Origin of the sequence: Streptomyces sp. NBC_00019 (assembly GCF_045041015.1) — a bacterium.
Lineage (GTDB): Bacteria > Actinomycetota > Actinomycetes > Streptomycetales > Streptomycetaceae > Streptomyces.
Map to the genome: position 1 here is coordinate 10521049 of NZ_CP108302.1, position 23624 is coordinate 10544672.

The window sequence follows — 23624 nt, forward strand, 5'->3', positions numbered from 1 at the left end:
CCTCGTCAGCTTGCGGAGGCGACGGCTGATCACGTGAGGAGGAGCCATGTCCATGCCGCGTGGTCCGGCATCGCACACCCCGCAGGAACACACGTCCGACGGCGCGGCCCCCGGTCCGCTGGGCGACTCCGCGGACGTACTCGGGCGGCTCGGCCGTTCCTGGACCTGGATCTTGGGCGGGGCCCTGGCGACATTGGTGCCGGGCCTGCTGATACTCGTCTGGCCGGACGCGACCCTGCACGTCCTGGCGGTCCTCATCGGCCTGTACCTGTTGGTGACCGGGGCGTTCCGGTTCGTGGGCGTCTTCGCGCGGGCGGCGGACGAACGGCTGCCGGGGCTGCTCCTGGCCGTGCTGTACGTCCTTGCCGGGGTGCTGTGCCTGCGGAACCCGCTGCAGACGATCGCCGCGCTGTCATTGATCACCGGGGGTGTCTGGCTCGTATCCGGCATCCTCACCCTCTACACGGCCGTCGCCGTCAAGGACCTGCCGCACCGTGGCGTCATCATGCTCGTCGCGGTGCTCGCCGTCGTCGCGGGGATCGTGGTGCTCGCCCTGCCTGCCGAGTCCGCCCGTGCCCTGACGCGGCTGCTCGGCCTGTGGCTCGTCCTGCTCGGCCTCGCCGAGGCGGCGGTCGCCTTCGCGTGGCGGGCCGCGCTCGCAAAGACGTCCACGGCAGGGCCGCACGCCCCCGCCAGGAGCGCCTGACACTTTGCCCGCCGCTCCGGCGGGCGTGACAGACGCACCGGCCCGCACGGTCTTTCCCGCTGCGTCATTCCGAGCGGCGACCGTCGCGGCCGGGGCGGCGCACACACGGAAAGGAGCATTCATGAACCCGGCCGCCACCCCGGACCCGCCGGATCCCGGCGGAGCCTCCCACCAGGAACATGTCATGACCGCCGAGGAACGAGCGGAATACGAGCGACTGCGCCGTCACGCGGCGACACGCCACCGGCGGCTGCGCCAGGTCGGCTCCTCGGTCCTGCTCCTGCTGGCTCTGCTGCTCGCGCCCCTGGCCGTCGCCGCGGCCTGGGTCCAGGACACGGTCTCCGACACCGACCGGTACGTCGATACCGTCGCTCCACTGGCGTCCGATCCGGCCGTGCAGGAGGTCGTGATCAACCGGCTCACGAACCGCGTCGTCGACAACGTGGACGTCGCGGCGGTGACGGACTCGCTCAGCAAGGCGCTCCAGGAGTCCGGAGCGTCACCGCGCGTCGTGGCGGGGGCAGAGTCCCTCGAAGGGCCGCTGCGCAGCGCGGTGAGAAGCGTCGTCGACCGCACCATCACCCGCGTGATCACCGGCGACGCCTTCCAGCAGGCGTGGGAGGGCGCCAACCGGCGCTCGCACGCCGCGGTGGTGAACATGCTCACCGGGCAACGCGAAGGTGCCGTGCGCGCCGAGGGCGACACCGTCCAACTGGACGTGGGAGAGGTCATCAACGAAGTACGGGAGCGGCTCGTCGACGCGGGCTTCGACAAGGCTGCCGCCATCCCGGACTCGGACCGGACCATCACGCTGTTCCAGGCCGAGGAACTGGGCAAAGCACAGGACACGATGCGGCTGCTGGACATCCTCGGTACCTGGCTGCCCGTCCTGACCATCGCGCTCGCCGCGCTCGCCGTGTGGACCAATCCGGCACACCGGGTGATGGTGATGATCACCGGGATCGGTGTGGGCGTGATGATGGGGGTGCTGCTCGTCGCGCTCGTCGTCGCCAGACGGGTCTACCTGGACTCGGTCCCGCCCACGGCGCTGCCCACCGACGCGGCCGCGGCGATCTACGACACGTTCGTCCGCTTCCTGCGCGACAGCGCGCGAACCCTGCTGGTCGTGGCAGTGATTACCGCGCTGGTTGCCTACCTGTACGGTCCCGGGCGCCCCGCCCGCGCCCTGCGCACGGTGACGGACCGGGGAACGACGGCGGCCGGCCGGGGGCTGCGTCACGCCGGACTGCGCACCGGGGCCACCGGTCGCTGGCTGACTGACCACCGGGCATGGACCACCGGTGCCGTCATCGCGGCCGGAGCGCTCGCTCTGGTGCTCTGGAACCACCCCACGGTCGGGGGAGTGGTGCTCGTTCTCGGCATCGCCCTGGCCCTCGTGATCATCCTGGCGATCCTCGCGGCGGCCGCCGGACCGGCCGGCCATGCGGGGGAGCGGGCGACGGAACGGGCGGCCCCGTGAGCCATGATCGGGAAACCTGGTCCCGGGCACACCTCGCGCAGCCACACGCTCGCGCGGGCCGCGGCCGCCCTGCAGTCCGGGGCCGCGGCCCGGCTGCTGTCCCGTCTGTCGGCACTCAACATTGTCGAGGGCTCCGTCCGGCTCGCCGCGCAGGCATTCCTCACCGCGCTGCCGCTGCTGATGACCGTCGCGGCGTTCGCTCCAGACTGGGTGCAGGACCTGCTGGCCGACTCTCTCCGGGAGGTTTTGGGAGTGCGCGGCGACACCCTCGACGAACTGCGGGAGGTCTTCTCCGCGACGGGCACGACACGGCAGACCGCCGGAGGCGCGGGTGTCGTGGTGACGCTGGTGTCGGCCACGGCGTTCAGCCGGGCGCTTCAGGCGGTGTGCGAGCGGTGCTGGCATCTGCCGCGTACCCCGGTGCGGGCCGCGCTCTGGCGCTGGCTGCTGTGGCTGGTCGTCTGGCTGGGCTTCCTCCTGCTCCAGGCGCCGCTGCGCAGCGGCACCGGTGCCGTGACCGGCATGGTGCTGTCCCTGCTCTCGGCGACACTGCTGTGGTGGTGGTCCCAGCATTTGCTGCTGGGCGGCCGGATCGGCTGGTGGAGCCTGTTGCCGGGAGCGCTGCTGGCCGGCACCGGTACGGTCCTGCTGAGCCGGTTCGCCCGCGTTCTGCTGCCCACGGCCATGGAGCGCAGCCTGCACGAGTTCGGCCCCCTGGGCCCCGTCTTCACATTCCTTTCCTGGCTGATCGCCGTCTTCCTGGTGGCCGTCTCGGGCCTGGCCCTCGGCGAGTACGTCTCCTCCACCACCTGGTTCCGGTCGGTCTCCGCACCCCGCGGCGGTGGGCACGACGCCCCCTGACCGGGCCGGCGGAGCGCGTCAACCGGGGCTGCGAAGCTGCCGCAGGCTCACCCGCGTCGGGTGAGGCGGAGCAGTCCTTGTCCTGCGCACGCTGAACACAGCAGGCATCGGCGGCCGGGCGGACGCCCGGGACGGAGGAGAGACATGAGCGCGCAGACGTACCTGGCGTACGACTATCCCCTGCTGAGCGTTTTCTGGAGCATGCTGCTGTTCTTCCTGTGGATCATGTGGTTCGTCCTGCTCTTCCGGATCATCACCGACATCTTCCGTGACGACGCCATGAGCGGCTGGGCGAAGGCCGGATGGATGGTGCTCACCATCCTGCTGCCCTTCCTGGGTGTCTTCGTCTACGTGATCGCCCGCGGCAAGAACATGGGCCGCCGGGAGGTGGCGCAAGCACGTGCGCAGCAGGAGGAGTTCAACAGCTACATCAGGCAGACCGCGGCCGGCGGCCAGACCAGCAGCGTCGACGAACTCGCCAGGCTGTCCGAGATCCGCTCCCGCGGCGACATCACGGACGAGGAGTTCCGCAGGGCGAAGGAACTGGTCCTGACCGTCCACGGCCCGACGGAACCCGCGGGTTCCACTTCCCGGACCACCCATCGCTGAGCATCCGGACCACACGAAACGAGGCTCAAGATGACCGCCACACACACCGAGCCGGCACACACGGCGAAGCAGGAATGGGCAACCGGCCTGACAGCCTTCGCGGCCGTGATGCTCTTCCTCGTCGGCCTGCTCGACATCTTCCGGGGCATCATGGCCATCGCCGAGGACGACATCTTCCTCACGACGCGCAATTACGTGTTCGCGTACGACCTGACCGGCTGGGGCTGGATCCACCTCGCTCTGGGCGCGGTAGCCGTGATCGTCAGCATCGGGCTGCTCCGGACCGCGACCTGGGCGCGCGTTGTCGGCGTGGCCATCGCCGGACTCGTCATCATCGCCAACTTCCTCTCCCTTCCGTACTACCCGGTGTGGTCGGTCGTGATGATCGCCATCTCGGCCTTCATCATCTGGGCGCTGTGCGTGGTCCAGCGCGGCAACCTCTCCGACCTGTCAGAGGAGCGCCCGCTGTATGACGAGCGCTCATCGCACAGGGTGTGAGTGGGAGGGGAAGGGCCGCAGAATGGAATCACACGGTCAAGCGATCGTGGTGTGCCCCGAGAGTCGGGTTGCTGACTATTGACGATCCAGCAGCCCGACTTCGGAGGCCGTGGCCCCCGCAGCTATCCACCCGAGTTCCGCCGCAGGGTCCGCGATCTCGTCGCATCCGGAAGGAAGGTCGCCGAGGTCGCCCAGCTCCTCGGCATCAACGACCAGACGATCTCCGTCTGGCGGCGCCAACACCTCATCGACACCGGACAGCAGGCACGGACAGCAGCGACCTTGTCCGAACTGGCTGCGGCCCGCAAGCCGTATCCGCGAGTTGGTGGCCGAGTTGGCCATCCACCGGAGAGCTGCCGAACTGCTGGGAATGCTCAGCCCGGTGGAGTACGAACTCCGCCCCGTCAGTAGCCTGAAAACCAAGCAACCCGGCTCCACGAACAGCCCCTGAAGCTCGGAGTTCGGACGTACTCGTCCAGCCCTACCAGCCCGGGGTGGGGAGGGGCCGCTCAGTATTCGTTACGGCGCGGGAGCGGCCCCGCTCACAACCGGCGGGTGAACTCCTGGCGGTCGGCGAAGTTCTCGTAGCCTGCCCGTTCGAAAGCCATGATCATGGCGGTGTTGGCCGCGTCACAGTCGCCACGGATCTCCTCGGCGCCCGCTTCGACCAGCAGCCGCGTGCCGCGGGCCACCACCGCCGTCGCGTAGCCGTTGCCGCGGCAGGCGGGAGACACAGCCACCAGGCCGATCACCGCGGTCGAGGGGTTTCGGGCGGGGAGGCTGAGGGCGGCCGGCGTGCCGTCCGGAGCGTAGCCGAGTTCCCACCACGAAGGCTCGTACGAGAACTCCTCCATGTCCGCGAAGAGGCTCTCCGCTGCATGCCGAGCGCCATGCCGGGCAACCCTGGCGGCGAGTTGGGCGTCGGCGCTGGTCGGCAACGCCTCGGCGAGGAGAGCGATGAACGGCTCACGGCCCAGACTGGGCAGGGAACGCCAGGTCAACCGGTCATCATGCGACGTGAGTTCTCCCCCGGAGCGGCGGCGGAACCGGCGACCGTCACGGGCCCGCTCGAAGCCCGCCAGACGGAGAAGCTCGGCGCGCAGTTCCGGCTCCGCCTGGAACTGCGGCGGCTGCGTCGGCGAGTCGATGACGTGCTCCAGCTCCGTGGCGCCGAGCGAGCCAGCCAGGGCGACGGCCTCGGCCAGCAGCGCCTGGCCGGTGGCCAGGCCGGGTTCGTCCCACGGCGTCTCAAGGAGCACCAGGGCCATCGGGACGTCGTTCCCGGGGAAGGTCCATAGCGCGGTGGCCGCGGTGAGCCGACCGGGCTCGTCCTCCGCGACCAGGCACCACTCCGGCCGGGTGCACTTCTTGGCAAGCAGGTCGGTGAGGTAGGCGGCCGTCCCGGCGTTGCGCTCGGGCTGGTCGGGGTGCTGGACGAGGGCAGGCAGTTCGTCTGGGCGCGCTATACGTACAGGCATGTACTGGGATCATCCTGTCTCTCGATGACGTAGCTGGCTTTGCATGAAATCGCCACCCAGTGGCACCGGCAGGCCTGGCTGTTCCTGCCCTTGTCGGACCGACCATCAGACCCGGGCCTACGGACTGGATGCTGTCGGCCTTCTGCCGCAGCGGTGGATCCCACGGCCGATCGGCGGTGGTCGTGGCCTGGCGCAGGGCGGTGCGGCGTAGGCATCTCACTCCACCGGGTAGCGCACCACCAACACCCCCTCCACATCCCTCCCCACCGCCTCGTACTGATGCGGTACATCCGCCGCCCACTGGGCGTGGCCACCCGGGCCCACCTCGAGCGGGGCGGAGGCGGGACCAACCCGCGCCGTGCCGCTCAAGACCAGCAAGTGCTCCTCCGTGCCCGGCACATGAGCGGCCGAGCGCTGCACCGCGCCGCTCTGAATGCGGATGCGATACACCTCCGACACCGCAGCCGCGTCCTGCACGCGGTCCGTCAGTACTGCGTGCACCGCCGCGCCCTGCACCGGGGCAGGGCCGACGACCATGCTTAGCGGCGCCTCGAGGGCCGTGGTCAGCGCGTACAGCGTCTCCAGGGTCGGATTGCGCCGACCGGTCTCCAGTTCCGAGAGTGTGCCCTTGCCGACGCCGGAGCGGCGGGCCAGTTCCGACAGCGACAGATCGCGCTCCTGGCGCAGACGGCGCAGCCGCTCGCCCACCTCCTGGGCCAGTTCCATGGCCTTCCGCCCCTACCGTGCCGGTGATGCATTGTCGTGACGCGACTAGCGTTCCACAAGCAGAACGTTCTGTAAACAGAACGTTCGTGGCGATGTCCACGCACCGCGGCTCAGGCGGGGTTCGGACTCACTCGTCAAGCGGGAGTGTCCTGACCAGCTCGATTTCGCGGACGTTTTTCCAAGCCAGATCTCTACGGCGTCGGCCCGGATAAGGCCGCGGCCTTGCTGACAGCGGCCGGCGACAACCCCGACCGTCTGGCCACCGTGGCATCTTTGCCGCCCTCTGCGGTGCCAGCCCCGTGGAAGCATCGTCCGGAAAGACCCAACGCCGCAGGCTCAACCGCGACGACCGCCAGGCCAATTCAGCGCTCTGCACCATCGTCATCGCCCGCCTGCGCGGGGACACCCGCACCCGCTCCTACGTGGAACGACGGGTCGCCGAGGGCAAGAAGGGGCATGAAGCTCGCCGTCCGCTATGAGGCCACTGTGCTGGTCGCACGCAATGATCAACGAATGGATATGACCCACGAACAGACCGTCGCTGCGATGGCCACCCACCCACCCACCCACCCACCCAGCCCCGCCGCGGCCCGGACGGCACCATGCACACCGCCGCGTTGGACGGGCGGGCGGTACTGGCGTGAGTGCGCCCGCGGGTTTTCCTCACTCGTGGCCACGGATCTGCCTTTTGCCCGATGCTGGGTTCCAGACGAGCTGGACCCGTCCTCGATCTGGCCGACAAAGCGTCAGTACGTCCAGGTCGACGGCGGCGAGGGCCTGCAGTGCCTCGTCTGACGCATTCGACCATAGGAAGATCGTGATCTGCGCATCCGGGTCCTGCACAATAGCCAGGCCTGGCTCGGCGCCTGGCTCGGGGGCGGAAGACGGCGAGGCACTTCCGGCGCTGGTCATCGCCGTTCGTACCCGATCGGGGGCACTGACCGGAACCGGTGGCGAAGTGGCATCGTTCGGGTGTTGTCGCGTCAGGCGGTGCCGTGGGGTGCGCCTTCCGCCCACGAGTAGCCGTGCTGGACGAAGGCGCTGTACAGCCGTCGTGGCTTCAGATCACACGCCTGGCGTGTGAGCTCTTGGCCGTTGTGATCGATCAGGATGAGCTGTTTGCTCGCCAAGAGCACCTGGTGTATCTCGTTGCGCGCGAACTCCCGTTGCTCGTCCTGGCTGATCAGGACCACGCGCTCGGCCGAGACGGTTACCGACAAGGACTTGTGGACCTCGATGACTCCCAACAAGAGCCCGGCTGCTGCCCCTACAGCGGTGGCGATGATGGTGGGCCACGGGCGGGGGAGCAGGGTGAGGAGCTTGGTGGGTCCTATCCGCGGTCCCCAGGGTTGGGTGGTCATCCATTCCCAGACCAGTTCACCGAGTCCGCCGACAACTGTCCCGCCCACGGCGCACACCAACATGATGGCCAGCGGGGAGTCAGCGACCACGGTGGCACCGGCCTGGGGGAAAGTCGGACGTTGACGGAAGTTCATAGCTGCAAGTCTGTCGCTGCCCAGAGCGCCGAACGTCCGCCGATGGTCTATTACACGGAGACCAAAGTCGATGAGAACGAGACGATGATCGGGCGCGCACAAGGTTGGCTGTCCTGAGAGGGCGTTAGCAGTGCCGTCCCAGGAGGATGGTGCCCCCGGCCCCCACGGAGCTACGCCCTCCCTGGTAGAAGGCGGTACGGGTCCGCCCTCGGTTCGTTCCGAGGGCGGGCCCGCTATCACGGGGAACGGAACCGCAGGAGCGACCATGTGGGCTCCTAGGCGTGTTCACCGGATGGTTGTCGGCTTAGCCGCGGGCCCGTAGACCGGACCGCCTTGCGCACGGTGGTCGCCGTCGCCTACACGAGGTGTAGGGCGCCCATTTGGGAGCTCACCTTGTCTTTAAGGTCGGACTGGGCCGGTGGCGACATGTGGCAGCGGGGACGCCAACCACCCCGAGCAAATCCGATGGCACCGACAGCCTTCCGGCGACAAGACTGCACCGGTGAACACCCTGCCACCGCCGCCCGACCCGCTCCTCCTGCCGGTACGGGACCCGCGCGCCCGCGACCTCGTTCTCGACTACGCGGACATGCACGCCCTGGTTGCCGACCTGGTTCTGCCCGGCGACGCGTCGATGTACGTCATGAGCGCGATGGAAACCTCCCGCGAGCTTATCCGGCACTCCTACTACCGGTACGAGTTCGCCACCGTCGCTGTCACGCATTCCCTGTTCGCCCTGGAGCACGTCCTCGCCGAACGTCTGGCCACGAAGGAACCCCTCCACGTCCTCATCGAGCGGGCCACCGACGCGGGGCTCATCATGGTCGGACTCGCCGCCGAACTCGACCGCAGCCGACTGCTGCGCGACAAGCTCATGCAGGGCTCCGAGTCCAGTGCCGCCCTCCACCCGCTCCGGGCCGTCGCGATGGTGCGTGCCGTCTTCGATGCCGTCTCCCTGCTCCTTCGCCCACCGTCCACGGCAGAGGCGACGGCCGCCGACGAGGGCGGAGCACAGCCCGACGGCGGCCTCGCCCGGCTGTGGGAGGACCACCTGCACGCGCTGTTCCCCGACGGCTTCCGCGGCGTGGACTTCGATGGCGTAGACCTGGTCCTCCTGGACGCCGACGTCGCCGGCCTCGTGCAGAGGGAGCTGAAGGGCGTACTCGACGACAGTGGCATCGCCTACCTCTGGGGATGCATCGCCGACCTGGACAAGATCATTCCTCTGATCAACGAGGAGTACTGCGCCTCCTACTTCACGAAACTTCGGACTATGGCCCAGGTCGCAGCAGCGCCCTACATACCCACCGCGACCTGACCACAGGCGTTGAAACAGCGGCCCGGCTCTTCGACGCACAGGAGGCCGGCCGCCACCGATCAGGAGCTCAAGGGGATCGCGGTTGAAGTGCTCAAGGAGGTGTACGTCCAGGACGGCGGCCGCCGTGCTGGCTCCCTGGAAGAGGTCCGGTTCACCGATATCGAGCACTTCGAGTTCGACCTGTGAGGCAGTCACCGATCGGCACGGTTTCCTGGTCACCGACATGGGAGCTGCCGAGGACCAGGTGGGGCGCGTCCTATGTCCGCGCAGTCCTCCATGCCAGTCAGGCCAGCGTCCAGGCCGAGTTGCCGTGGTGAAGTTCCCCCGAGATGCGGAGGAAGCTGACAGCCGGTCAGATGGGACTCATGAGAGGACCTATGACCATGGCTGCCCCCAGGAAATACTCGCTGGAGTTGCGTGAGCGTGCGGTGCAGATGTATCGCACCACCGAGCCGAAGCCACAGATCAAGAAGCTGGCCGTCGACCTCGGTGTGCATCCTGAGGCCCTGCGCGGCTGGATCCGGCAGGCCGAGGCCGATGCCGGCGAGCGCGACGACCGTCTCACCACCGACGAGCGGGCCGAGCTCGCCGCGCTGCGCAAGGAGAACGCCCAGCTCAAGCGGGCCAACGACGTCCTGCGGACGGCCTCAGCTTTTTTCGCGGCGCAGCTCGACCCGACCCGGCCCAGGTGACGGCGCTCGTTGACGAGCATCCCCGCCTGGGAGTCGAGTGCGTCCTGCGGGAACTGCATATCGCCTCTTCCACCTACTACCGGTGGCGCCGTGCGGAGAAGGAGCCGTGCGAACGGCGGCGCCGCGACGTCGAACTGACCGAGCGGATCAAGGAGATCCACACCGAGTCCGGCGGCAATTACGGCTCACCGCGCGTGCACGCCGTCCTCAAACGCGAGGGCGTCCACGTGGGCCGCAAGCGGGTCGAGCGCCTGATGCGCGAGGCCGACATCGCAGGGATCAGCCCCCGGCGGAAGGGCTTCACGCGCCGCGATCCCACGGCCAGCCTCGCCCCGGACCTGGTCAACCGGGACTTCACCGCACCGGCGCCGAACCGGTTGTGGGTCACCGACCTGACGATGATCTCCACCGGCGAGGGACCGTTGTGGCTCTCTGCGATCCGGGACGCCTTCTCCCGCCGGGTGGTCGCGTGGGAGACCTCCGCCCGCGCGGACGCCGACCTGGTCCTGACCACCCTGGAGTACGCACTCGCGTCCCGCGAGGTCGAGCCCGGGCAGCTCATCCACCACGCCGACCACGGCTGTCAGTACACATCCATCAAGCTCACAACCCGTCTGATGCGAGCGGGAGTTGAGGCATCCATGGGCTCCGTCGGGGACTCGTACGATAACGCCCTCGCGGAGAACCTCTGGATGCTCATCAAAACCGAGGGCCTCCGTGGCCGCACCTTCACCACGAGGGCCGAGGCGAACCTCGCGCTCTTCGAATACATCGACGGCTTCTATAACTCCCGCCGCATCCAGAAACGGCTCGGCTTCCTCAGCCCGATCGAGTTCGAGGAGAAGTACTACGCCGAGCAGGCGACGGCCGAACTAACGAACCTCAACACCCGTCAACCCCTGCTGACCAGCTGATCAGCGGCTCCCGTATGACGGGGGAACCTCAGTGGCCAGCCGTCCACCTGGTCCTGGCGGTCGTGAGGTGGATGTGCTCCAGGTCGTCCCAGGCCTCGATGGCACCGACCAGCCCGAGAAGCTGGGCACGTGGCTGATCGTCGTGGTGGGGGAGCCGGGGGCCGGTTGGGTCATGGGTGCATCCTGGCAGGGGGCACTGACAGACGATGCCGGGCCCCAGAGTGCCGCAGCGGGGCGGGTTGATCGGCCACGCCCAGCGGCCGGAGGGTCCCGGGACGTCGACCGTGACACGGCGATCGTCGAACAGCTTTCGCCTCGCCGCCAGGGTCCTCGGCGGTTTGAGTACCCGTCGGCCCGTCGATGGCGACTGCGCATGGCTCACGTGACGGCCCGGCGATAGACCTGCCGTGAACCGCCTTCGGGGCCGGGATCGGCAGCCTCGGCAGGGTCGAAACCAAGACGCTCGTAGAAGACGCGTGCACCGCTGGCAACGGCACCGGGGTGGTCGGCCCCGAAGGTGACGACCTCAATGCTGCCCGGGCCCTGCACGAACCTATCCATCGCCTCCGTCATCAGTGCGCGACCGGCGCCCTTCCCGCGTTCCTTCTCGGAGACGACGAGCTCGGAGCCCGAAGAGACCGCGACGAGCGCCCTGGACTGGCGAATGTTCTTGCTGACGGCGCTATGAAAGCCGGGAAAGTCCTGCTGCCGCGCAAGTCTGACGATCACCGAGCAATCTGACAGTCGAGGCGAACATGGCCCAATTCCTTGCTGCCGCTGCCGCTGCCGCTGCCGCTGCCGCTGCCGCTGCCGCTGCCGCTGCCGCTGCCGCTGCCGCTGCCGCTGCCGGTGGAGCGAGGAGCGGGCTGGTGCCCGTCAGGCTCCCCGTTTTGGCGGGCACAGCCTTGCCCCGGCCCCGGGGCGGTTGCGTGGGCTCTGCGGGTTCCGCTTCCGCCCAGCGCGTGGGCGGCTGGGCGGAAGCGGGGCGGTTTCCCCTCCGGTAGTTCTTGAGCACGAGGGGGCCGCGCGGCCTTCCAGACATGGAAGGTGCGACGCCGGGGGAGGCGTCCGTTGTCTATGGTGCGCCTTCCGGTTGGTGTCGCAAGGGGAAGTACGGGTTCGCCATCAAAAGGGTTCATTCCGGCGTGATCTGGTGACGGTATGGGCGTCGTTGCGGTAACGCGCCCTGGTATGGCGGGGGCTGACGGGACATCATCGATACCGTGTGGCCACCTGGTGACGATGTGTTCACTCGGTGGCATTGTTCCGCAATCCCATGATCACGTTGAGTGGTGGCCGTCTCACACAGCATGCTGTCGTGCAACTCCTCCGGGGCGCGTGAGCACCGCCTCGGAGGGGCCTTTCCAGACACTGGTATGTCCTCCCAGGGAAGGTGCCATGACAGGCAAGCAGGTGATGACCGTCCTCGTTCTCGCGGCGGTCCTCGCATGGAGCACGGTGATGACCGTGCTGGGCCAACTCACAGCGTTGATCGCGCTGTTGCCCACGCTGGGTCTCCTCATCCAGCAGATCGTCTCCGCGCTGTCCGGCCCGGAGTCCCGGGCCACCACGGCGGCTGCTGCACCGACTGCCGCACCGGCACCGGCACCGGCACCGGCACCGACTGCCGCACCGGCACCGGCACCGGCACCGACTGCCGCACCGGCACCGGCACCGGCACCGGCACCGGCACCGGCGCCTGCGCCGGCCGCGGGGCCGGCGGGAAGTCAGGAGCCGCCGCAGTGACAACAACACCCTCTGTACCGGAGCGGCCGGCGGATCCTCCCCATCGCCGGGGCCGTCCGCCGGAGCCGATCTGCGCGAGTGCCGGTCTGGCGCACCGCACCTGGCTGGAGCCGGTCCGCAGCCGCTTCACCGCCAGCGGCCTGACCCTGGACGACCTGGTCGGCCGGTCCGGGTTCTCCAAGACCCGCCTGTCGGAACTGATGCGCGGCAAAGGCCTCTACCCCACCTGGGAGATCACCTACAGCGTGGTCCGCGCCCTGGACTTACCCGTCGGCCCGCTGCGCCGGCTGTGGAAGGTCGCCGCGATCGAGGCGGACAAGAAACCGTCCTGGATCGACGACCGTCTCCAGGCCGTCCCACCCGCCGACGCCGACCAGCGGCCCCTCGCCCACGTGGCGCTCCATCAGGCCATGGCCGTGCCCTACCACGCCTACGCCCAGGCCTTCCTGCAGTCCCTGCCCCGCGCCCGCCACGCCGTCGGCGAAGTCTTCGACCTGCTCTGGCTGACCTGGGACGACGCCACCTCCAGCCCGGACACACCTCGCCACGCCTGGCAACTGCTGCGCACCACCGTCCTGTCCCGCGCCGCCCAGCGGCCCGCCGGCCACTACGACCTGCGCGCCGCCGCCTTCTCCACCACCCACCAGGCCCAGGCCCCCCACCTGATCGAACGCCTGGCCCGCATCGACGTCCTGGCCCGCTTCTTCGACGCGATCGCCCAGCTGCCCGACGACCAGATGGACGTCACCGTCCTGCGCTACCTGTGCGGCCTCGACCCCGACACCATCCCCGCCGTTGTCGGCCTGCCCCCGGCCCTGGTCCACACCCTGGACCACCACGCCCGCTGGGCCCTCAAGCAGCTCTTCCCCGACACCGAACCCCAGGAGTGATCCCGCCGTCATGAGCACCATCGACGACCTCCTCGCCCAGTCACTACTGCAGCGCGACCCCCACGTCCCCGCCGACATCGTCCCCCACCATGACACTCCCGACGACGACCTCCTGCTATGGCAGCACCGCACCAACGAAACCACCGACACCAGCGCCGCCCACAGCCTCGACGCCCTGTGCGAAACCGTCATCAGCCACTGCACCCCCGACCAACTCGCCGACTTCCTCACCGACCAGATCCCCCAACCCCCCACCGCCCGCATCCTGGGCTGCGCCCTGCACCTGGCCGGCATCGACATCGGCGCCCGCTTCTGGTGGCAATACGCCGCCGGCGCCGAAGACGCCCCCGCCTCCTACTGCCTCCACCTCCAACACCTCGCCCACGGCGAAACCCACGCCGCCGCCCTCTGGCACGCCCAAGCCGACGCCTACACCGCCCAGCAGGAAGACACCGACCCGGTCGAATACGCGCCCGCCCTGCACTCCATGAACGCCGACACCAGCCTGGCCACCGTCCTGCGCGTCCTGGCCCAGCTCACCCGGACCCTGCCCACCCGACGCCACACCCCAGCGGCCCGCGCCGTCATCGAATTCGTCGCCTCCGCCGTCACCGGCGGCTACACCCGCCACCCCGACCTCGAAATGCCCCTACCCGGCACCTACTTCGCCGAACAACTCGAAATCATCGTCGCCGCCACCACCAGCACCCGCGACCACTTCCAGCCCGCCCCCGCACACGCCGCACCCACGAACACGTCGACATCTCCGGCCGAGGACCTGCCCAACCGGCTCGCCCCCGACGAGGGCCGCAAGCACATCCTCACCAAGGCCGCCCCCCGCGGTCCCGAACACCTTCTGGTCCAGGTCACCGGCGCCGACCACGAACCCACCACCGCGCACACCTTCTTCGAGAACGCCGCAGCCATCTGCTGGAAGACCGCCACCGCCACCGAACACGACACCCGCGGCAACTCCATGGCCTACCGCCTGCGCCGCTTCGCCCAACGCCTCTCGCCGGCACCCTCCGGCTTCGGCCAGCTCAGATCCGCATCACCCTCTGGTAGCGCGCCGGCACCGCTGTACCGGCTGTAGGCGAAGGCATGAACTCCAGTGGGTCGTAAATCGGATTAGGTGAGCTCTTCTGCAGGGACGGGCTGATCTGGGAGAACGACCATGGCATGATGCGGCCCATGGCAGGAAGAGACCGCGAGGCCGGGCGTCGTGCCGGCGACGGGCTGGTAGTACGCACCGGACGCAAAGATGATCTTCCTGAGCTGGTGCGGATCTACAACCACTACGTCACCCACTCGATCATCACTTTCGATACCCAACCGGTCACGGTAGAGAGCCGCTTGCAGTGGTTCGAGAGATTCTCCGACACGGGTCCGCACCAGCTGTTTGTGGCCACTACCGGCGATCGGGTACTCGGGTGCGCCTCAAGCAGTGCCTACCGGACGCATCCGGCCTTCGATCAAACGGTTGAACTGGGCGTCTACGTGGATCCCGATGCGCGGGCCGCTGGGATTGGTTCGGCGCTGTACCGCACCCTCATCGAAACGCTGCGCCTGCAGCCGGTCCATGTCGCGCTGGCTGGGATCGCACTTCCCAATGACGCTTCGGTAGCTCTGCACCGTAAGTTCGGCTTCACCGACGTGGGCACCTTCGACGAGTACGCCACGAAGAACGGCGGTTACATCAGCTCGGTCTGGATGCAACTGCGCCTGCCTCCTTCGAGCTGACCTGGAGGGGTACTCCAGATCGTGCGGCGGTGCCGCTTTTGACCTCAGGGCCAATCGCACCAGGAGACCGCAGCGATCCGCCAGCCATCCGGGGTGAGTACGAACTGCATCGTCTTCGTCCCGCCGCCCTCGAACGGCACGCCGTCGAGGATCCCGGATTTCCGGTACTCGCTGAACCGCGATGCGATGGCGCCGACGGTCTCGGTGCGCTCCGCAGTCTCCCACTCGTTGAAGTTCACCAGTCGGCCCTCGGCCAGCAGTTGTTGGCGTGGCTCGATGAATTCCTCCACGGTGTACACCGTGAACTCCGGCCCTGCCTTGATGAGGACGCCCCCAGGCACTACCAGTCGGCGGACCCGATCCACATCTGCGGCCTTGCCGCCCCTGTTGTCGAACGCACTGAAGAACTCGGCGGCGACGCCGTCGATCTTGGCCTTGGACATACCGGCACCGTAGCACCGGCACCGGTTCGCCCTTGCGTGATGTGTGCGGCTTTCCTGAGTGACGGTCGTATTCATGCGGTCAGGTCGGATTCGGCCTGGTCGGGGGCGGGGCATAGGCGTTCGCGTTCTCTGCAGGTGTGGAAGGTCCAGTACTGCGGGAAGTCACCGTTGCTGATGACGGCGCGGAGGGTAAGGACGGCTTCGGCTCCGCAGACGCTCCATCGGCCGCCAGTGATGTCGAGTCGGTCGGCGATCAGATGGCGGGCTGTTCCTTCGACGATGCCGCTGGCGATCGGCCAGCCGGCATCGAGGGCCTTGTCGTAGTGGACGAAGACGGCATTGTTCTCCAGGTAGCGGCAGGCCCTGTCCGCCGCGGCCCGCTGATCTGGGGACAGGCCCGTGCGGTCGGCTTCGGCGTGGATGTCGCCGACGGCTCCGGGGCGTCGCCGGCCAGGATCCGGGCGGTCTTGGCCCCGCCCCAGTCTTCGGCTCCGGGATCGGTGGCGGTGTGGAAACACCGCGCAGCCGCCCATAACTTCTCGAGCACATGCACGATGTGGAGGACCGCGTCGCGTCCCGCAGGTGACCCGGGCGCATCACGATCCCCTTGTCGTCGACGCTGAGCACCAGCAGCGTCGTGCTGGCTGCCGAAGCGGGGGTGCGGGCGGCATAGAAGGCGGCGATGTCCACCGCGGCCGCCCGCACGAGCTGTTCGGCCTGGCGTTTGCCGACCGCCGGTGTCCCGCAGCGGCGTCCGATCGTCTCCAGGGCGTGGTTGTAGGAGCCGCGGGCGGCTTCCAGCACCACCAGCCGGCGCAGCCCCAGGCTGTGCCGCTCGCGTGGCAGCCCCAGCACCTGGTCGGCCGGATAGCAGTTGGGCAGGGCCCCGGGGCGCGCTGTGCACACCGGGTGACGGTCACCGGCCCGACCACGGTGGCCAGTTGGCGCCGGTGGCCCTTCTCCTGCCGGGTGCGACCCGCGGCGAGCTGGGCCCGGCCGTCCGTGTCCAGGGCCGCGCTGACTTTGAGGCCTAATACGTCGTGGCCTGGTCCGCAGCGAAAGCAGCCCGGCGGGGGCTGTGTTGCTGATGAAGTCGCCGCCCGCGTACAGGTAGGGGTTGGTCTCCTGTCCCGACGGGTCGGGCTGGGTGAAGCGGCCGAGTTGGGGGTCGTAGGCGTAGGCGTGGGTGCGCTTGCCCGCGTCGTCGACCAGGCCCGGGACGTTGCCGATGGCGTTGGTGAGGCAGTAGTAGGACTTCCCCCCAGTCGTCATGGCATTCAAGGTGCTCCCGGGTTCGCGGATGAATCCGGTGTCCACACCGTCAGCGAGTCTGTGCGCCCGTTTCACCCGGTCTTGCGGCACGCGGTGTCCGGCCAGCCCCCGTTGGCACAGCACTGCGGCCAGACAGCGTTCGATGAAGTCGTCGCGTCCGGGTTGAAGGAGTGCAGCGCTGCCCGCAGCGTCCCGACAGACGGCCGAGAAGTCACCGGCCGCGCTGCACAGATGGAAGAGCGGGCGAAAGGAGACGGCTGATCAACGCGTGCGGTCGGAGGCGATCTCCCCTCCCACCAGCTCGTATTGAGGGGTGGTCAGGAGCTACGAGCATGCAGGCCACTCTCCGAACTTCTGCACATGCGCCGCATTCGCGTTCCAGTTACAGAATCGACCTCTGCGTAATACTGGTCGCGTGAGTTTCTGGCCCTCGGAATCGACGTGGTGGTGTGCGAGAGCCTGCCCCAACTGGGTGCGTACGCAGGCCAGTTGATCTGCGTGCGGATCCGCCAGAGTGGTTTCGGGCAGGGGCAGAGTGAGTAACAGCTTGGACTCGTACCCCCCGGCCCGTCGGGGCACCGACATGCTCAGGTCATGGCGAGACGCGACGGGGTGCGGAGAGGAACGGCCGGAGGGTGCCTGTTCAACGGCTGCCTGGCTGTGCTCGTGCTGTTGCTTGTGTGCGTCATCGGGCTGTGGATCTGGGCGGCCACGGCGGATGACCGCGCCGAGGGAAAGGCCCGCGCTGATATGCGGAGTGCTGCTGCAGCTCGGCAGGAAGAGCTCGTCGGGGCGTCGGCCGACGGTGTGCTGGACGACAGCGAGATCGCTCAGGTTTTCCCCAGAGGAAAGCCGGCTCAGGGCCTGGTCAGGATCGAGCGGCACGGTCCTGAAGTCCGGGTGACAGCAGAACTACTGGGCATCGGGCCGGGGGTCTTCCTCACCAGCGAGACATTCGTGACGGGGTGCTTCACCTTCGACGTCACCCCGGACGACCATCGGAGGTCTGCGGTCACCGTCACGGAACTGGCTGTAGAGAACGAGCCACAGTCCGCGTGTGCGGCGGCAGGAGTCCCGTCTCCCAGCATCTCCCCAAGCCCCTGAACGAGGGGATGCGGCTGGGCGATCAGTCGGAGTGCTGACCCGGCAAACCAGCGTGATCAGCGACGATCCGCGCCAAAGGAGCTCACTGGACAAGAGCTACGCACATATCCTTCTGCCGTGGCGAACGCCACAGCGGCTGAAGAAGCCGAACACCGTCCTGAACGGCGGATAGTCGCTCGGCAGCGCGCCCCTTATGAGGAATCGATCCGGGCTAGTAGTGCGGCCGATTGCAGAGGAAGCAGCCGTCCCACAGCGGGACCGCGCTGAGGACGCGGTGGCGCACGCACGAGGCCATCGCGGCCTCGTCCGGGCCGGGGAAGCCACGTGCGGCGCTGCTGTCAGCGGACGGGGTGCAGGACTCCACCATGGTCATGAAGCGGTGCAGGTAGTCATGCACACGGGGCGGGTGGTAGCCCAGCTCGCTCCAGCGATGTCCACTCGCCGCGAGTGCTGTGGCACGCAGCACGAAGTCCTTCGCGCGGGCGCGTTCCCGCTCCGTCGCACCCCAGTCGAACGCCGCCAGGTCGAACCCGACGGCACCGCGCCCCATGACGTTCTGGTCCTGCAGGGTCAGCAGCGCCGCGAAGCGGAAGTCCCAGCCCTCGGAGGCCAGATCGGACACGGCCAGCATCAGCACATCGATGAACACCGCGGTGGCGCCATTGGACAGGTCCAGGTCGTGGCTTCCGCCGGAGAATATGTTGCTCACCGGCCTATGATGCGATCCCGGCCCTCCACCTGCTTGGAGAAGACGCATGACGGATGCGAGCACCGGCAAGGTGGTCGTGAACAGGGTGATGTCCCTCGATGGGTTCATCGCCGGTCCCGGCCACACGATGGACTGGATCTTCGAGCACATGACGTCGGCGACGTTCCCCGAGGTCATGGCGGCCACGGGCGCCATGCTCATCGGCCGGAGCACGTACGAGGTCGGCAAGCGCATGTCCGACGAGAACCCCGACTACGACGGCGGGGCGCAGTTCGTCCTCACCCACCGCCCGCCCGACGAGCCGGACCCCAACGTCACCTTCCTCACCTGCGACATCAAGGAAGCCGTGGCCACGGCACGCCGCGCCGCCGGCGACAAGAACCTGGAGATCCTCGGCGCCGACGTGGCCGCCCAGTGCCTGCAGCGCGGCCTCGTCGACGAGATCCTCGTGTACGTGCTGCCGGTGCTGCTGGGCGACGGCGTCCGCTTCGCGCCGCCGGGCCTCGACCGGATCGACCTGGAACCGTTCAGCAACGTCCAGTCGGGCGGGGTCACGATGCTGCGCTTCCACGTGCGCAAGTAGGCACGGTCGCAACGATTAGCCTGCTGTCATGGCCCCCATCCCGTGGGGCAAGTTTCCCACTCTCGCTGAGCATCAACTGGCCCGACGGTGGCTGCAGTTCATGGCGAACATCGGTCGGGCTTCCAACACGATCGACGCGTACCGGGAGACCTTGGTCTGCAGCCGGACCGTGGCGAAAGTCAACTCGGGCGCCGGCAGCGCGGCTGCCGCCCTGGCCATGATTTTCGAGCTCGTCGAGTGCGCCCGGCCGCAGTGGCGGGCCGTGAACGCAGCCCACCTCGTCGCCCTGGTCCGTGCCGGAGCCCGCTTCGAGCGCGGCCACCTCGTCGGATGCTCCGAGAGCCACGCGGCCTGAACGACCTGATCCACGGGGCATGACTCCTGCCCTCGGCCCGGCAGCCCCGAGTCCAAGGCGTACTCCCAGCGAAAGAGGAGCGAGGGAAAGGCCACAAACAGGCCCTGCTGGCGCTCGCCTGCCGCCGCGTCAACGTTCTATGGGCGATGGTCCGTGACAGAGAGTGCTACGACCCTTCGCGCCCCGTCGTAGAGGCGGCTTGACATCAGCATTGGGAAGTCCCGTAACCGAGGGGCATCCTCTCAACGACGGCGACCCCGTCCTCCGACGGCGTATCGAAGACGTCCGATCACCCCAGAAGTCGAAAGAGTGTTCCATTTGTAGAGGGTGGCGGGTTAAGGTCGCGTTCTGCTGATCTTGTATGGAGGTGCCCGGATGGATGCCACCAGCCACGCTCGTCGAGGCCGCCCTCCGGGCCCGCGGACCGCTGCGGGCGAGCTGACGGACCGCCAGGCCGCGATCGTCCGCTACATCACGGAGTCCGTCGACCGGCAGGGCTATCCGCCGTCGATGCGGGAAATCGGCGCAGCCGTGGATCTCGCCAGTACCTCCTCGGTCGCCCACCAGCTGATGGCGCTCGAGAACAAGGGCGTCCTCTACCGCGACCCGCACCGTCCTCGCGCCTACCGGGTCAGGCCCTCGTGGGCACCCGACCTGGGCAACCGCAGTGAGGCGCCCGTCGACGTACCGCTCGTCGGCCGGATCGCCGCCGGCGCACCGCTGCTCGCGGTCACGTCCCCTGTGATGGTGTAGGCGATCAACCGTCCGTAGCGTTCGGGGTGTTGGGGAGTGCGCGGGTGGTGCGGTCGGCGCGTTCGTCGGCGTAGATGACCGTCATGCTGGCTTCGGAGAGGTAGCGGCGGGGGAAGGCGATCCATTCGTCGTGCATCTCGCTGAGCACGGCGGTGACCAGCCGTTCGAGGGCGGGCGGGTTGGGGAAGACCTGCACGACGTCGGTGCGGCGTTTGATCTCGCGGTTGATCCGTTCCAGGGGATTTGAGGACTGGATCTTTTTCCAGTGGGAGATGGGGAAGGCGGCGAAGGCGGTCAGGTCCTCCTTGGCGTCCAGGAGCATCTGCCTGACTTTGGGGAACTGTTGTCCGAGCATGTCGGCCACCGCGTCGAGCTGGTGGTGGACGGCCTGGGCGGTGGGCTGGATGAAGATGGTGCGGATGGTGGCCGCGACCATTTCGCCGGATCCCTTGGGTATCACGGAGAACACATTTCGCAGGAAATGGACACGACAACGCTGCCAGGCGGCGCCCAGCATGACCTTGCGGATCGCTGCCACCAGGCCGCTGTGGCTGTCGGAGATGACCAGACGGACCCCGCCCAGGCCGCGTTCGCGCAAGGAGCGCAGGAACTCGCTCCAGAACGCTTCGGTCTCACTGTCCCCGACCATCACGCCGAGCACCTCACGGCCGCCGTCCTCGCTGATGCCGGTGGCGATGACCACGGCCTGGGAGACGATCCGGTGGTTCACACGGACCTTGCAGTAGGTCGCGTCGAGGTAGAGGTAGGGGAAGCGGCTGTGATCCAGGGGCCGGCCGCGGAAGACCGTGAGCTGTTCGTCCAGGTCGCCGCAGATGCGTGAGACCTCACTCTTGGAGATGCCGCTGTCCGCACCGAGCGCCTTGACCAGGTCGTCGACCGAGCGGGTGGACACCCCATGCACGTACGCCTCCATGATGACGGCGTAGAGCGCCTGGTCGATGCGGCGCCGGCGTTGAAGGAGGCTGGGGAAGAAATTGCCGCTGCGCACCTTCGGGATGGTCAGGTCCAGATCGCCGGCCTGAGTGGCGAGGGTCTTGTCGCGATGACCGTTGCGGTAGCCGGTGCGTTCCTCGGTGTGCTCATTCCACTGCGCACCGATCCGGCCGCTGAGCTCAGCCTCGATCAGCTCCTGCAGCATGCGCTCGGCGACGTTGCGGACGAGCTCGATCCCGTCCGCCGTGCGTAGTGACTCCAGCAGGCGTTGTAGGTCAGACTGGGACAAGGCCATCGGGCACCTCCAGGGTTGAACTGGCCGTTCACCAGGGAGATTTGCACGGTGGCCTGCCCTATGCGCAGGGAGCGGAAGCCGTCACCGGATGCACGCCCCGGGCACCCGCCCGCGCACACCCGCACAGTGATCGCCTACACCACCACGCGGGACGCCATCCTGCTCGCCGAGGAGATGGTCGAGGACGTCTACTCCCTGCCCCGCCAAGTCGTAGGCGACGGCGACCTGTTCGCCCTCAAACTGGAGCGCCGACGGGTTCGTTGCGGTGCTCCGTGCGGGAGTTGTGGCTGTTCATGCAGGTCGGGGCTGCGCGTAGACGCTTCACTCGATCGTGTGGGGATCTGACGATTCCTCGCAGATTTCAGGAGTTCTCTCCGTAATTTGCTTGCTTGTGACGGATTCCGGGACTCGCCGCTTCTCCCTCATCACGGGTGGCGACGTAGCTGTGAAGGACCGGCCTGGCGGGCAAGAGGGGCCGGAGCCGGGCCTGGCTGACGTCCTCACGCTCCAGCGCCAGACCGCGGCAACCGAGTCCGCCGATGCCGAGCGGGCGCTCTTCCAGGACTCCCTCGCTGAGTACGTGTGGGCCCGGGACGTTGCTGGGCTGTCACCCCGGACATTGGAGTCGCTGGTCCAGCCGGTGCTGGAGATCTGCTCGTACTACGACGTCATGCCGTGGCACCTGAGCTCGCGTCAGCTGGACAAGTACTTCGCGGGCCCGGGCAAGCGGCCACGGCATACGACGATCCGGTCGAAGATCAACCGGATCGATCTCTACTACGCATTCCTGGAACAGCGGTACGCCGGCGAGATCCACCGCCGGTTCGGCGCGGTGGTCGAATCACCCGTTGACGCGTTCAACCGGCCTGTCCACCGGGGGGACTTCGGGCTCCGGATCCCGCCGTCGGCCCGAGCGACGAAGGAGTTCTTCGCCGCGTGGCGGGAGGCTCTGCCGCGGGCGCGGAAGTACCCGGTGGCGATCCGGAACTACGTGATGTCGAAGCTGACGTACATCTCCGGGGTCCGGGCTGCGGAGCTGTGCCAGGTGCAGCTCGGGGACGTGCACTGGGAGAACGGGCAGTGGGGCCGGTTCCTGGTCCACGGAAAGGGCGCCGGCGGCTCCGGCCCCCGGGACCGCGAAGCCTTCCTCTTCGAAGAGGGCCGCGCGCTCTTGTGGTGGTACGTCGAGGAGGTGCGGGGCGAGTTTCCCGATGACTCCTCCGACCCGCGGGCGCCGCTGTTCCCATCCGAACGGCTGGCGAAGTCGCTGGCCGGCATGGAAGGGCTGCTCGCCCCGCCGGTGGTGCCCGACACGTTCCGGCGCGCGCTGAAGATGGCATCGCTCGAGTATCTACGGGGCCCGGTGAGCGAGCTCTTTCCGCATCTCCTGCGGCACGCCTGCGCGACCCACAACTATGAGGCAGGGATGCCGTTGTGGGACGTGCAGGTCTTGCTCGGCCACGTCTGGGCATCCACCACGGTCGGATACCTCGCGACCGCCAAGGGCGACCCGGAGTGGGCAAGCCTGGAGTCTTCCCGGCGAGCGGTTCGCCGACTGAGCACGGAGGCGTGATCCATTGAAGTGGAACCTGCGCTGGGCCGCGGCAAAGCGCGACATCTGGCGCCCGACCCAGCTGCAGGCGGCCTTCCGGGAGGTGGGGTTCACCCCGTCCCTGAGCAAGGTGGCCGCGCTGTGGTCGGGCAAGCCGGTCACCGTCCGGCTGGAGGACCTGGACATGATCTGCGCCGCCCTGAAGTGCACGGTCGCGGACCTGATGGAAGCCGAGCCGGTGGCGGCCGCCGAGGGACGCCCGGAGACCGAGCAGCGCGCCGTCGGCGAGAGCGCGCCCGCACGCCCGATTCCCCGGCCCGGCAGCGGCGGAGCCCGGCGCCAGCTGCCGCCGAACTGACCCGGTCGACCGGTGATCAGGGGATTCCGGCTGCTCGGGTCGTGCGAGACGTGCGCGAGCTGGGGAGCGGTGAACGGGAACGCCATGTGCCT

At 68.3% G+C, this 23624-nt stretch carries 27 protein-coding genes and 4 pseudogenes; 22 read left to right on the plus strand and 9 right to left on the minus strand.

Translation table 11 applies throughout. The features are described 5' to 3' along the window. Positions 1–46: 46 nt before the first annotated feature. From OHU89_RS48825 to OHU89_RS48850, 6 genes are all read left to right on the plus strand, one after another. Positions 47–706, plus strand: a complete 660-nt coding sequence (locus tag OHU89_RS48825) for an HdeD family acid-resistance protein (RefSeq protein ID WP_405652901.1) — start codon at positions 47–49, stop codon at positions 704–706. Positions 707–827: 121 nt separating this feature from the next. After that, entirely contained in the window at positions 828–2186 is a 1359-nt protein-coding gene (locus OHU89_RS48830; protein ID WP_405652903.1) for a hypothetical protein, read from the plus strand. Positions 2187–2189: 3 nt separating this feature from the next. Then, positions 2190–3047: a ribonuclease BN gene (locus OHU89_RS48835; protein WP_405652905.1), complete on the plus strand. Its 858-nt coding sequence runs from the start codon at positions 2190–2192 to the stop codon at positions 3045–3047. 144 nt (positions 3048–3191) lie between these two features. Then, the gene (locus OHU89_RS48840) at positions 3192–3656 is read left to right on the plus strand and encodes an SHOCT domain-containing protein (protein WP_405652907.1); all 465 of its coding nucleotides are present in this window, start codon (positions 3192–3194) and stop codon (positions 3654–3656) included. Positions 3657–3686: 30 nt separating this feature from the next. Beyond that, on the plus strand, positions 3687–4154 hold the full coding sequence (locus OHU89_RS48845; RefSeq protein ID WP_405652909.1) for a hypothetical protein: 468 nt from the start codon (positions 3687–3689) through the stop codon (positions 4152–4154). 78 nt (positions 4155–4232) lie between these two features. Continuing rightward, entirely contained in the window at positions 4233–4565 is a 333-nt protein-coding gene (locus OHU89_RS48850; protein WP_405652912.1) for a transposase, read from the plus strand. 131 nt (positions 4566–4696) lie between these two features. On the opposite strand, the gene OHU89_RS48855 is transcribed toward OHU89_RS48850, so the two are convergent. Together OHU89_RS48855 and OHU89_RS48860 are read right to left on the minus strand one after the other, a co-directional pair. Beyond that, complete coding sequence (locus OHU89_RS48855) at positions 4697–5632, minus strand: GNAT family N-acetyltransferase (RefSeq protein WP_405652914.1); 936 nt, start codon at positions 5630–5632, stop codon at positions 4697–4699. Positions 5633–5848: 216 nt separating this feature from the next. Next, positions 5849–6358 (minus strand): helix-turn-helix domain-containing protein, encoded by a 510-nt coding sequence (locus OHU89_RS48860; RefSeq protein WP_405652916.1) that lies wholly within the window; start codon positions 6356–6358, stop codon positions 5849–5851. A 299-nt stretch (positions 6359–6657) separates the two neighbouring features. Between OHU89_RS48860 and OHU89_RS48865 the strand changes: the two genes are divergently transcribed. Continuing rightward, positions 6658–6837, plus strand: coding sequence for a hypothetical protein (locus OHU89_RS48865; protein WP_405652919.1), 180 nt, complete (start codon positions 6658–6660; stop codon positions 6835–6837). 504 nt (positions 6838–7341) lie between these two features. Here OHU89_RS48865 and OHU89_RS48870 read toward each other — a convergent pair. Next, on the minus strand, positions 7342–7854 hold the full coding sequence (locus OHU89_RS48870; RefSeq protein WP_405652920.1) for a hypothetical protein: 513 nt from the start codon (positions 7852–7854) through the stop codon (positions 7342–7344). A gap of 502 nt (positions 7855–8356) precedes the next feature. Between OHU89_RS48870 and OHU89_RS48875 the strand changes: the two genes are divergently transcribed. From OHU89_RS48875 to OHU89_RS48890, 4 genes and pseudogenes are all read left to right on the plus strand, one after another. After that, positions 8357–9172: a hypothetical protein gene (locus tag OHU89_RS48875; protein ID WP_405652922.1), complete on the plus strand. Its 816-nt coding sequence runs from the start codon at positions 8357–8359 to the stop codon at positions 9170–9172. Then, positions 9163–9358 (plus strand): annotated as a pseudogene (locus OHU89_RS48880) (XRE family transcriptional regulator); the annotation flags it as partial. The gene OHU89_RS48875 and the pseudogene OHU89_RS48880, both read left to right, overlap by 10 nt. A gap of 197 nt (positions 9359–9555) precedes the next feature. After that, positions 9556–9864 carry a transposase gene (locus OHU89_RS48885; RefSeq protein WP_405638658.1) on the plus strand — a complete coding sequence of 103 codons (309 nt, stop codon included), beginning with the start codon at positions 9556–9558 and terminating at the stop codon, positions 9862–9864. Then, entirely contained in the window at positions 9861–10778 is a 918-nt protein-coding gene (locus OHU89_RS48890) for an IS3 family transposase (RefSeq protein WP_405638656.1), read from the plus strand. The genes OHU89_RS48885 and OHU89_RS48890 overlap by 4 nt, the downstream gene beginning before the upstream one ends. Before the next feature lie 378 nt (positions 10779–11156). Here the strand turns inward: OHU89_RS48890 and OHU89_RS48895 are convergent, their stop codons facing one another. Next, entirely contained in the window at positions 11157–11507 is a 351-nt protein-coding gene (locus OHU89_RS48895) for a GNAT family N-acetyltransferase (RefSeq protein WP_405652925.1), read from the minus strand. Between the two features lie 669 nt (positions 11508–12176). Between OHU89_RS48895 and OHU89_RS48900 the strand changes: the two genes are divergently transcribed. From OHU89_RS48900 to OHU89_RS48915, 4 genes are all read left to right on the plus strand, one after another. Next, positions 12177–12524 carry a hypothetical protein gene (locus OHU89_RS48900; RefSeq protein WP_405652926.1) on the plus strand — a complete coding sequence of 116 codons (348 nt, stop codon included), beginning with the start codon at positions 12177–12179 and terminating at the stop codon, positions 12522–12524. Beyond that, positions 12521–13414 carry an XRE family transcriptional regulator gene (locus OHU89_RS48905; protein ID WP_405652928.1) on the plus strand — a complete coding sequence of 298 codons (894 nt, stop codon included), beginning with the start codon at positions 12521–12523 and terminating at the stop codon, positions 13412–13414. Before OHU89_RS48900 ends, OHU89_RS48905 begins: the two co-directional genes overlap by 4 nt. A 10-nt stretch (positions 13415–13424) precedes the next feature. Beyond that, positions 13425–14507, plus strand: coding sequence for a hypothetical protein (locus OHU89_RS48910; protein WP_405652930.1), 1083 nt, complete (start codon positions 13425–13427; stop codon positions 14505–14507). 98 nt (positions 14508–14605) lie between these two features. Beyond that, complete coding sequence (locus OHU89_RS48915; RefSeq protein ID WP_405652932.1) at positions 14606–15154, plus strand: GNAT family N-acetyltransferase; 549 nt, start codon at positions 14606–14608, stop codon at positions 15152–15154. Positions 15155–15198: 44 nt separating this feature from the next. On the opposite strand, the gene OHU89_RS48920 is transcribed toward OHU89_RS48915, so the two are convergent. From OHU89_RS48920 to OHU89_RS48930, 3 genes and pseudogenes are all read right to left on the minus strand, one after another. Then, a complete protein-coding gene (locus OHU89_RS48920) occupies positions 15199–15597 on the minus strand; it encodes a DUF4440 domain-containing protein (RefSeq protein ID WP_405652934.1) in 399 nt (132 codons plus the stop codon). 71 nt (positions 15598–15668) lie between these two features. Further along, the gene (locus OHU89_RS48925; RefSeq protein ID WP_405655134.1) at positions 15669–16115 is read right to left on the minus strand and encodes a hypothetical protein; all 447 of its coding nucleotides are present in this window, start codon (positions 16113–16115) and stop codon (positions 15669–15671) included. Positions 16116–16653: 538 nt separating this feature from the next. Further along, positions 16654–16917: pseudogene (locus OHU89_RS48930) on the minus strand (RHS repeat-associated core domain-containing protein); the annotation flags it as partial. A 612-nt stretch (positions 16918–17529) separates the two neighbouring features. On the opposite strand from OHU89_RS48930, the gene OHU89_RS48935 reads away from it, so the two are divergent. Then, positions 17530–17973, plus strand: a complete 444-nt coding sequence (locus OHU89_RS48935) for a hypothetical protein (RefSeq protein WP_405652936.1) — start codon at positions 17530–17532, stop codon at positions 17971–17973. 211 nt (positions 17974–18184) lie between these two features. On the opposite strand, the gene OHU89_RS48940 is transcribed toward OHU89_RS48935, so the two are convergent. Beyond that, entirely contained in the window at positions 18185–18682 is a 498-nt protein-coding gene (locus OHU89_RS48940) for a hypothetical protein (protein WP_405652938.1), read from the minus strand. Positions 18683–18728: 46 nt separating this feature from the next. On the opposite strand from OHU89_RS48940, the gene OHU89_RS48945 reads away from it, so the two are divergent. The 4 genes and pseudogenes from OHU89_RS48945 to OHU89_RS48960 form a co-directional block, all read left to right on the plus strand. After that, complete coding sequence (locus OHU89_RS48945) at positions 18729–19265, plus strand: dihydrofolate reductase family protein (protein WP_405652940.1); 537 nt, start codon at positions 18729–18731, stop codon at positions 19263–19265. Positions 19266–19293: 28 nt separating this feature from the next. After that, the gene (locus OHU89_RS48950; protein ID WP_405652942.1) at positions 19294–19620 is read left to right on the plus strand and encodes a hypothetical protein; all 327 of its coding nucleotides are present in this window, start codon (positions 19294–19296) and stop codon (positions 19618–19620) included. 45 nt (positions 19621–19665) lie between these two features. Continuing rightward, a pseudogene (locus tag OHU89_RS48955) lies at positions 19666–19823 on the plus strand (IS110 family transposase); the annotation flags it as partial. 172 nt (positions 19824–19995) lie between these two features. Next, a pseudogene (locus tag OHU89_RS48960) lies at positions 19996–20358 on the plus strand (LexA family protein); the annotation flags it as partial. 19 nt (positions 20359–20377) lie between these two features. On the opposite strand, the gene OHU89_RS48965 reads toward OHU89_RS48960, so the two are convergent. Then, positions 20378–21622, minus strand: a complete 1245-nt coding sequence (locus OHU89_RS48965; RefSeq protein ID WP_405652945.1) for an IS256 family transposase — start codon at positions 21620–21622, stop codon at positions 20378–20380. 445 nt (positions 21623–22067) lie between these two features. Between OHU89_RS48965 and OHU89_RS48970 the strand changes: the two genes are divergently transcribed. Together OHU89_RS48970 and OHU89_RS48975 are read left to right on the plus strand one after the other, a co-directional pair. Beyond that, positions 22068–23195, plus strand: a complete 1128-nt coding sequence (locus OHU89_RS48970; protein ID WP_405652947.1) for a site-specific integrase — start codon at positions 22068–22070, stop codon at positions 23193–23195. 4 nt (positions 23196–23199) lie between these two features. Beyond that, positions 23200–23532 carry a helix-turn-helix domain-containing protein gene (locus OHU89_RS48975; protein WP_405652950.1) on the plus strand — a complete coding sequence of 111 codons (333 nt, stop codon included), beginning with the start codon at positions 23200–23202 and terminating at the stop codon, positions 23530–23532. The last annotated feature ends 92 nt before the right edge of the window (positions 23533–23624 follow it).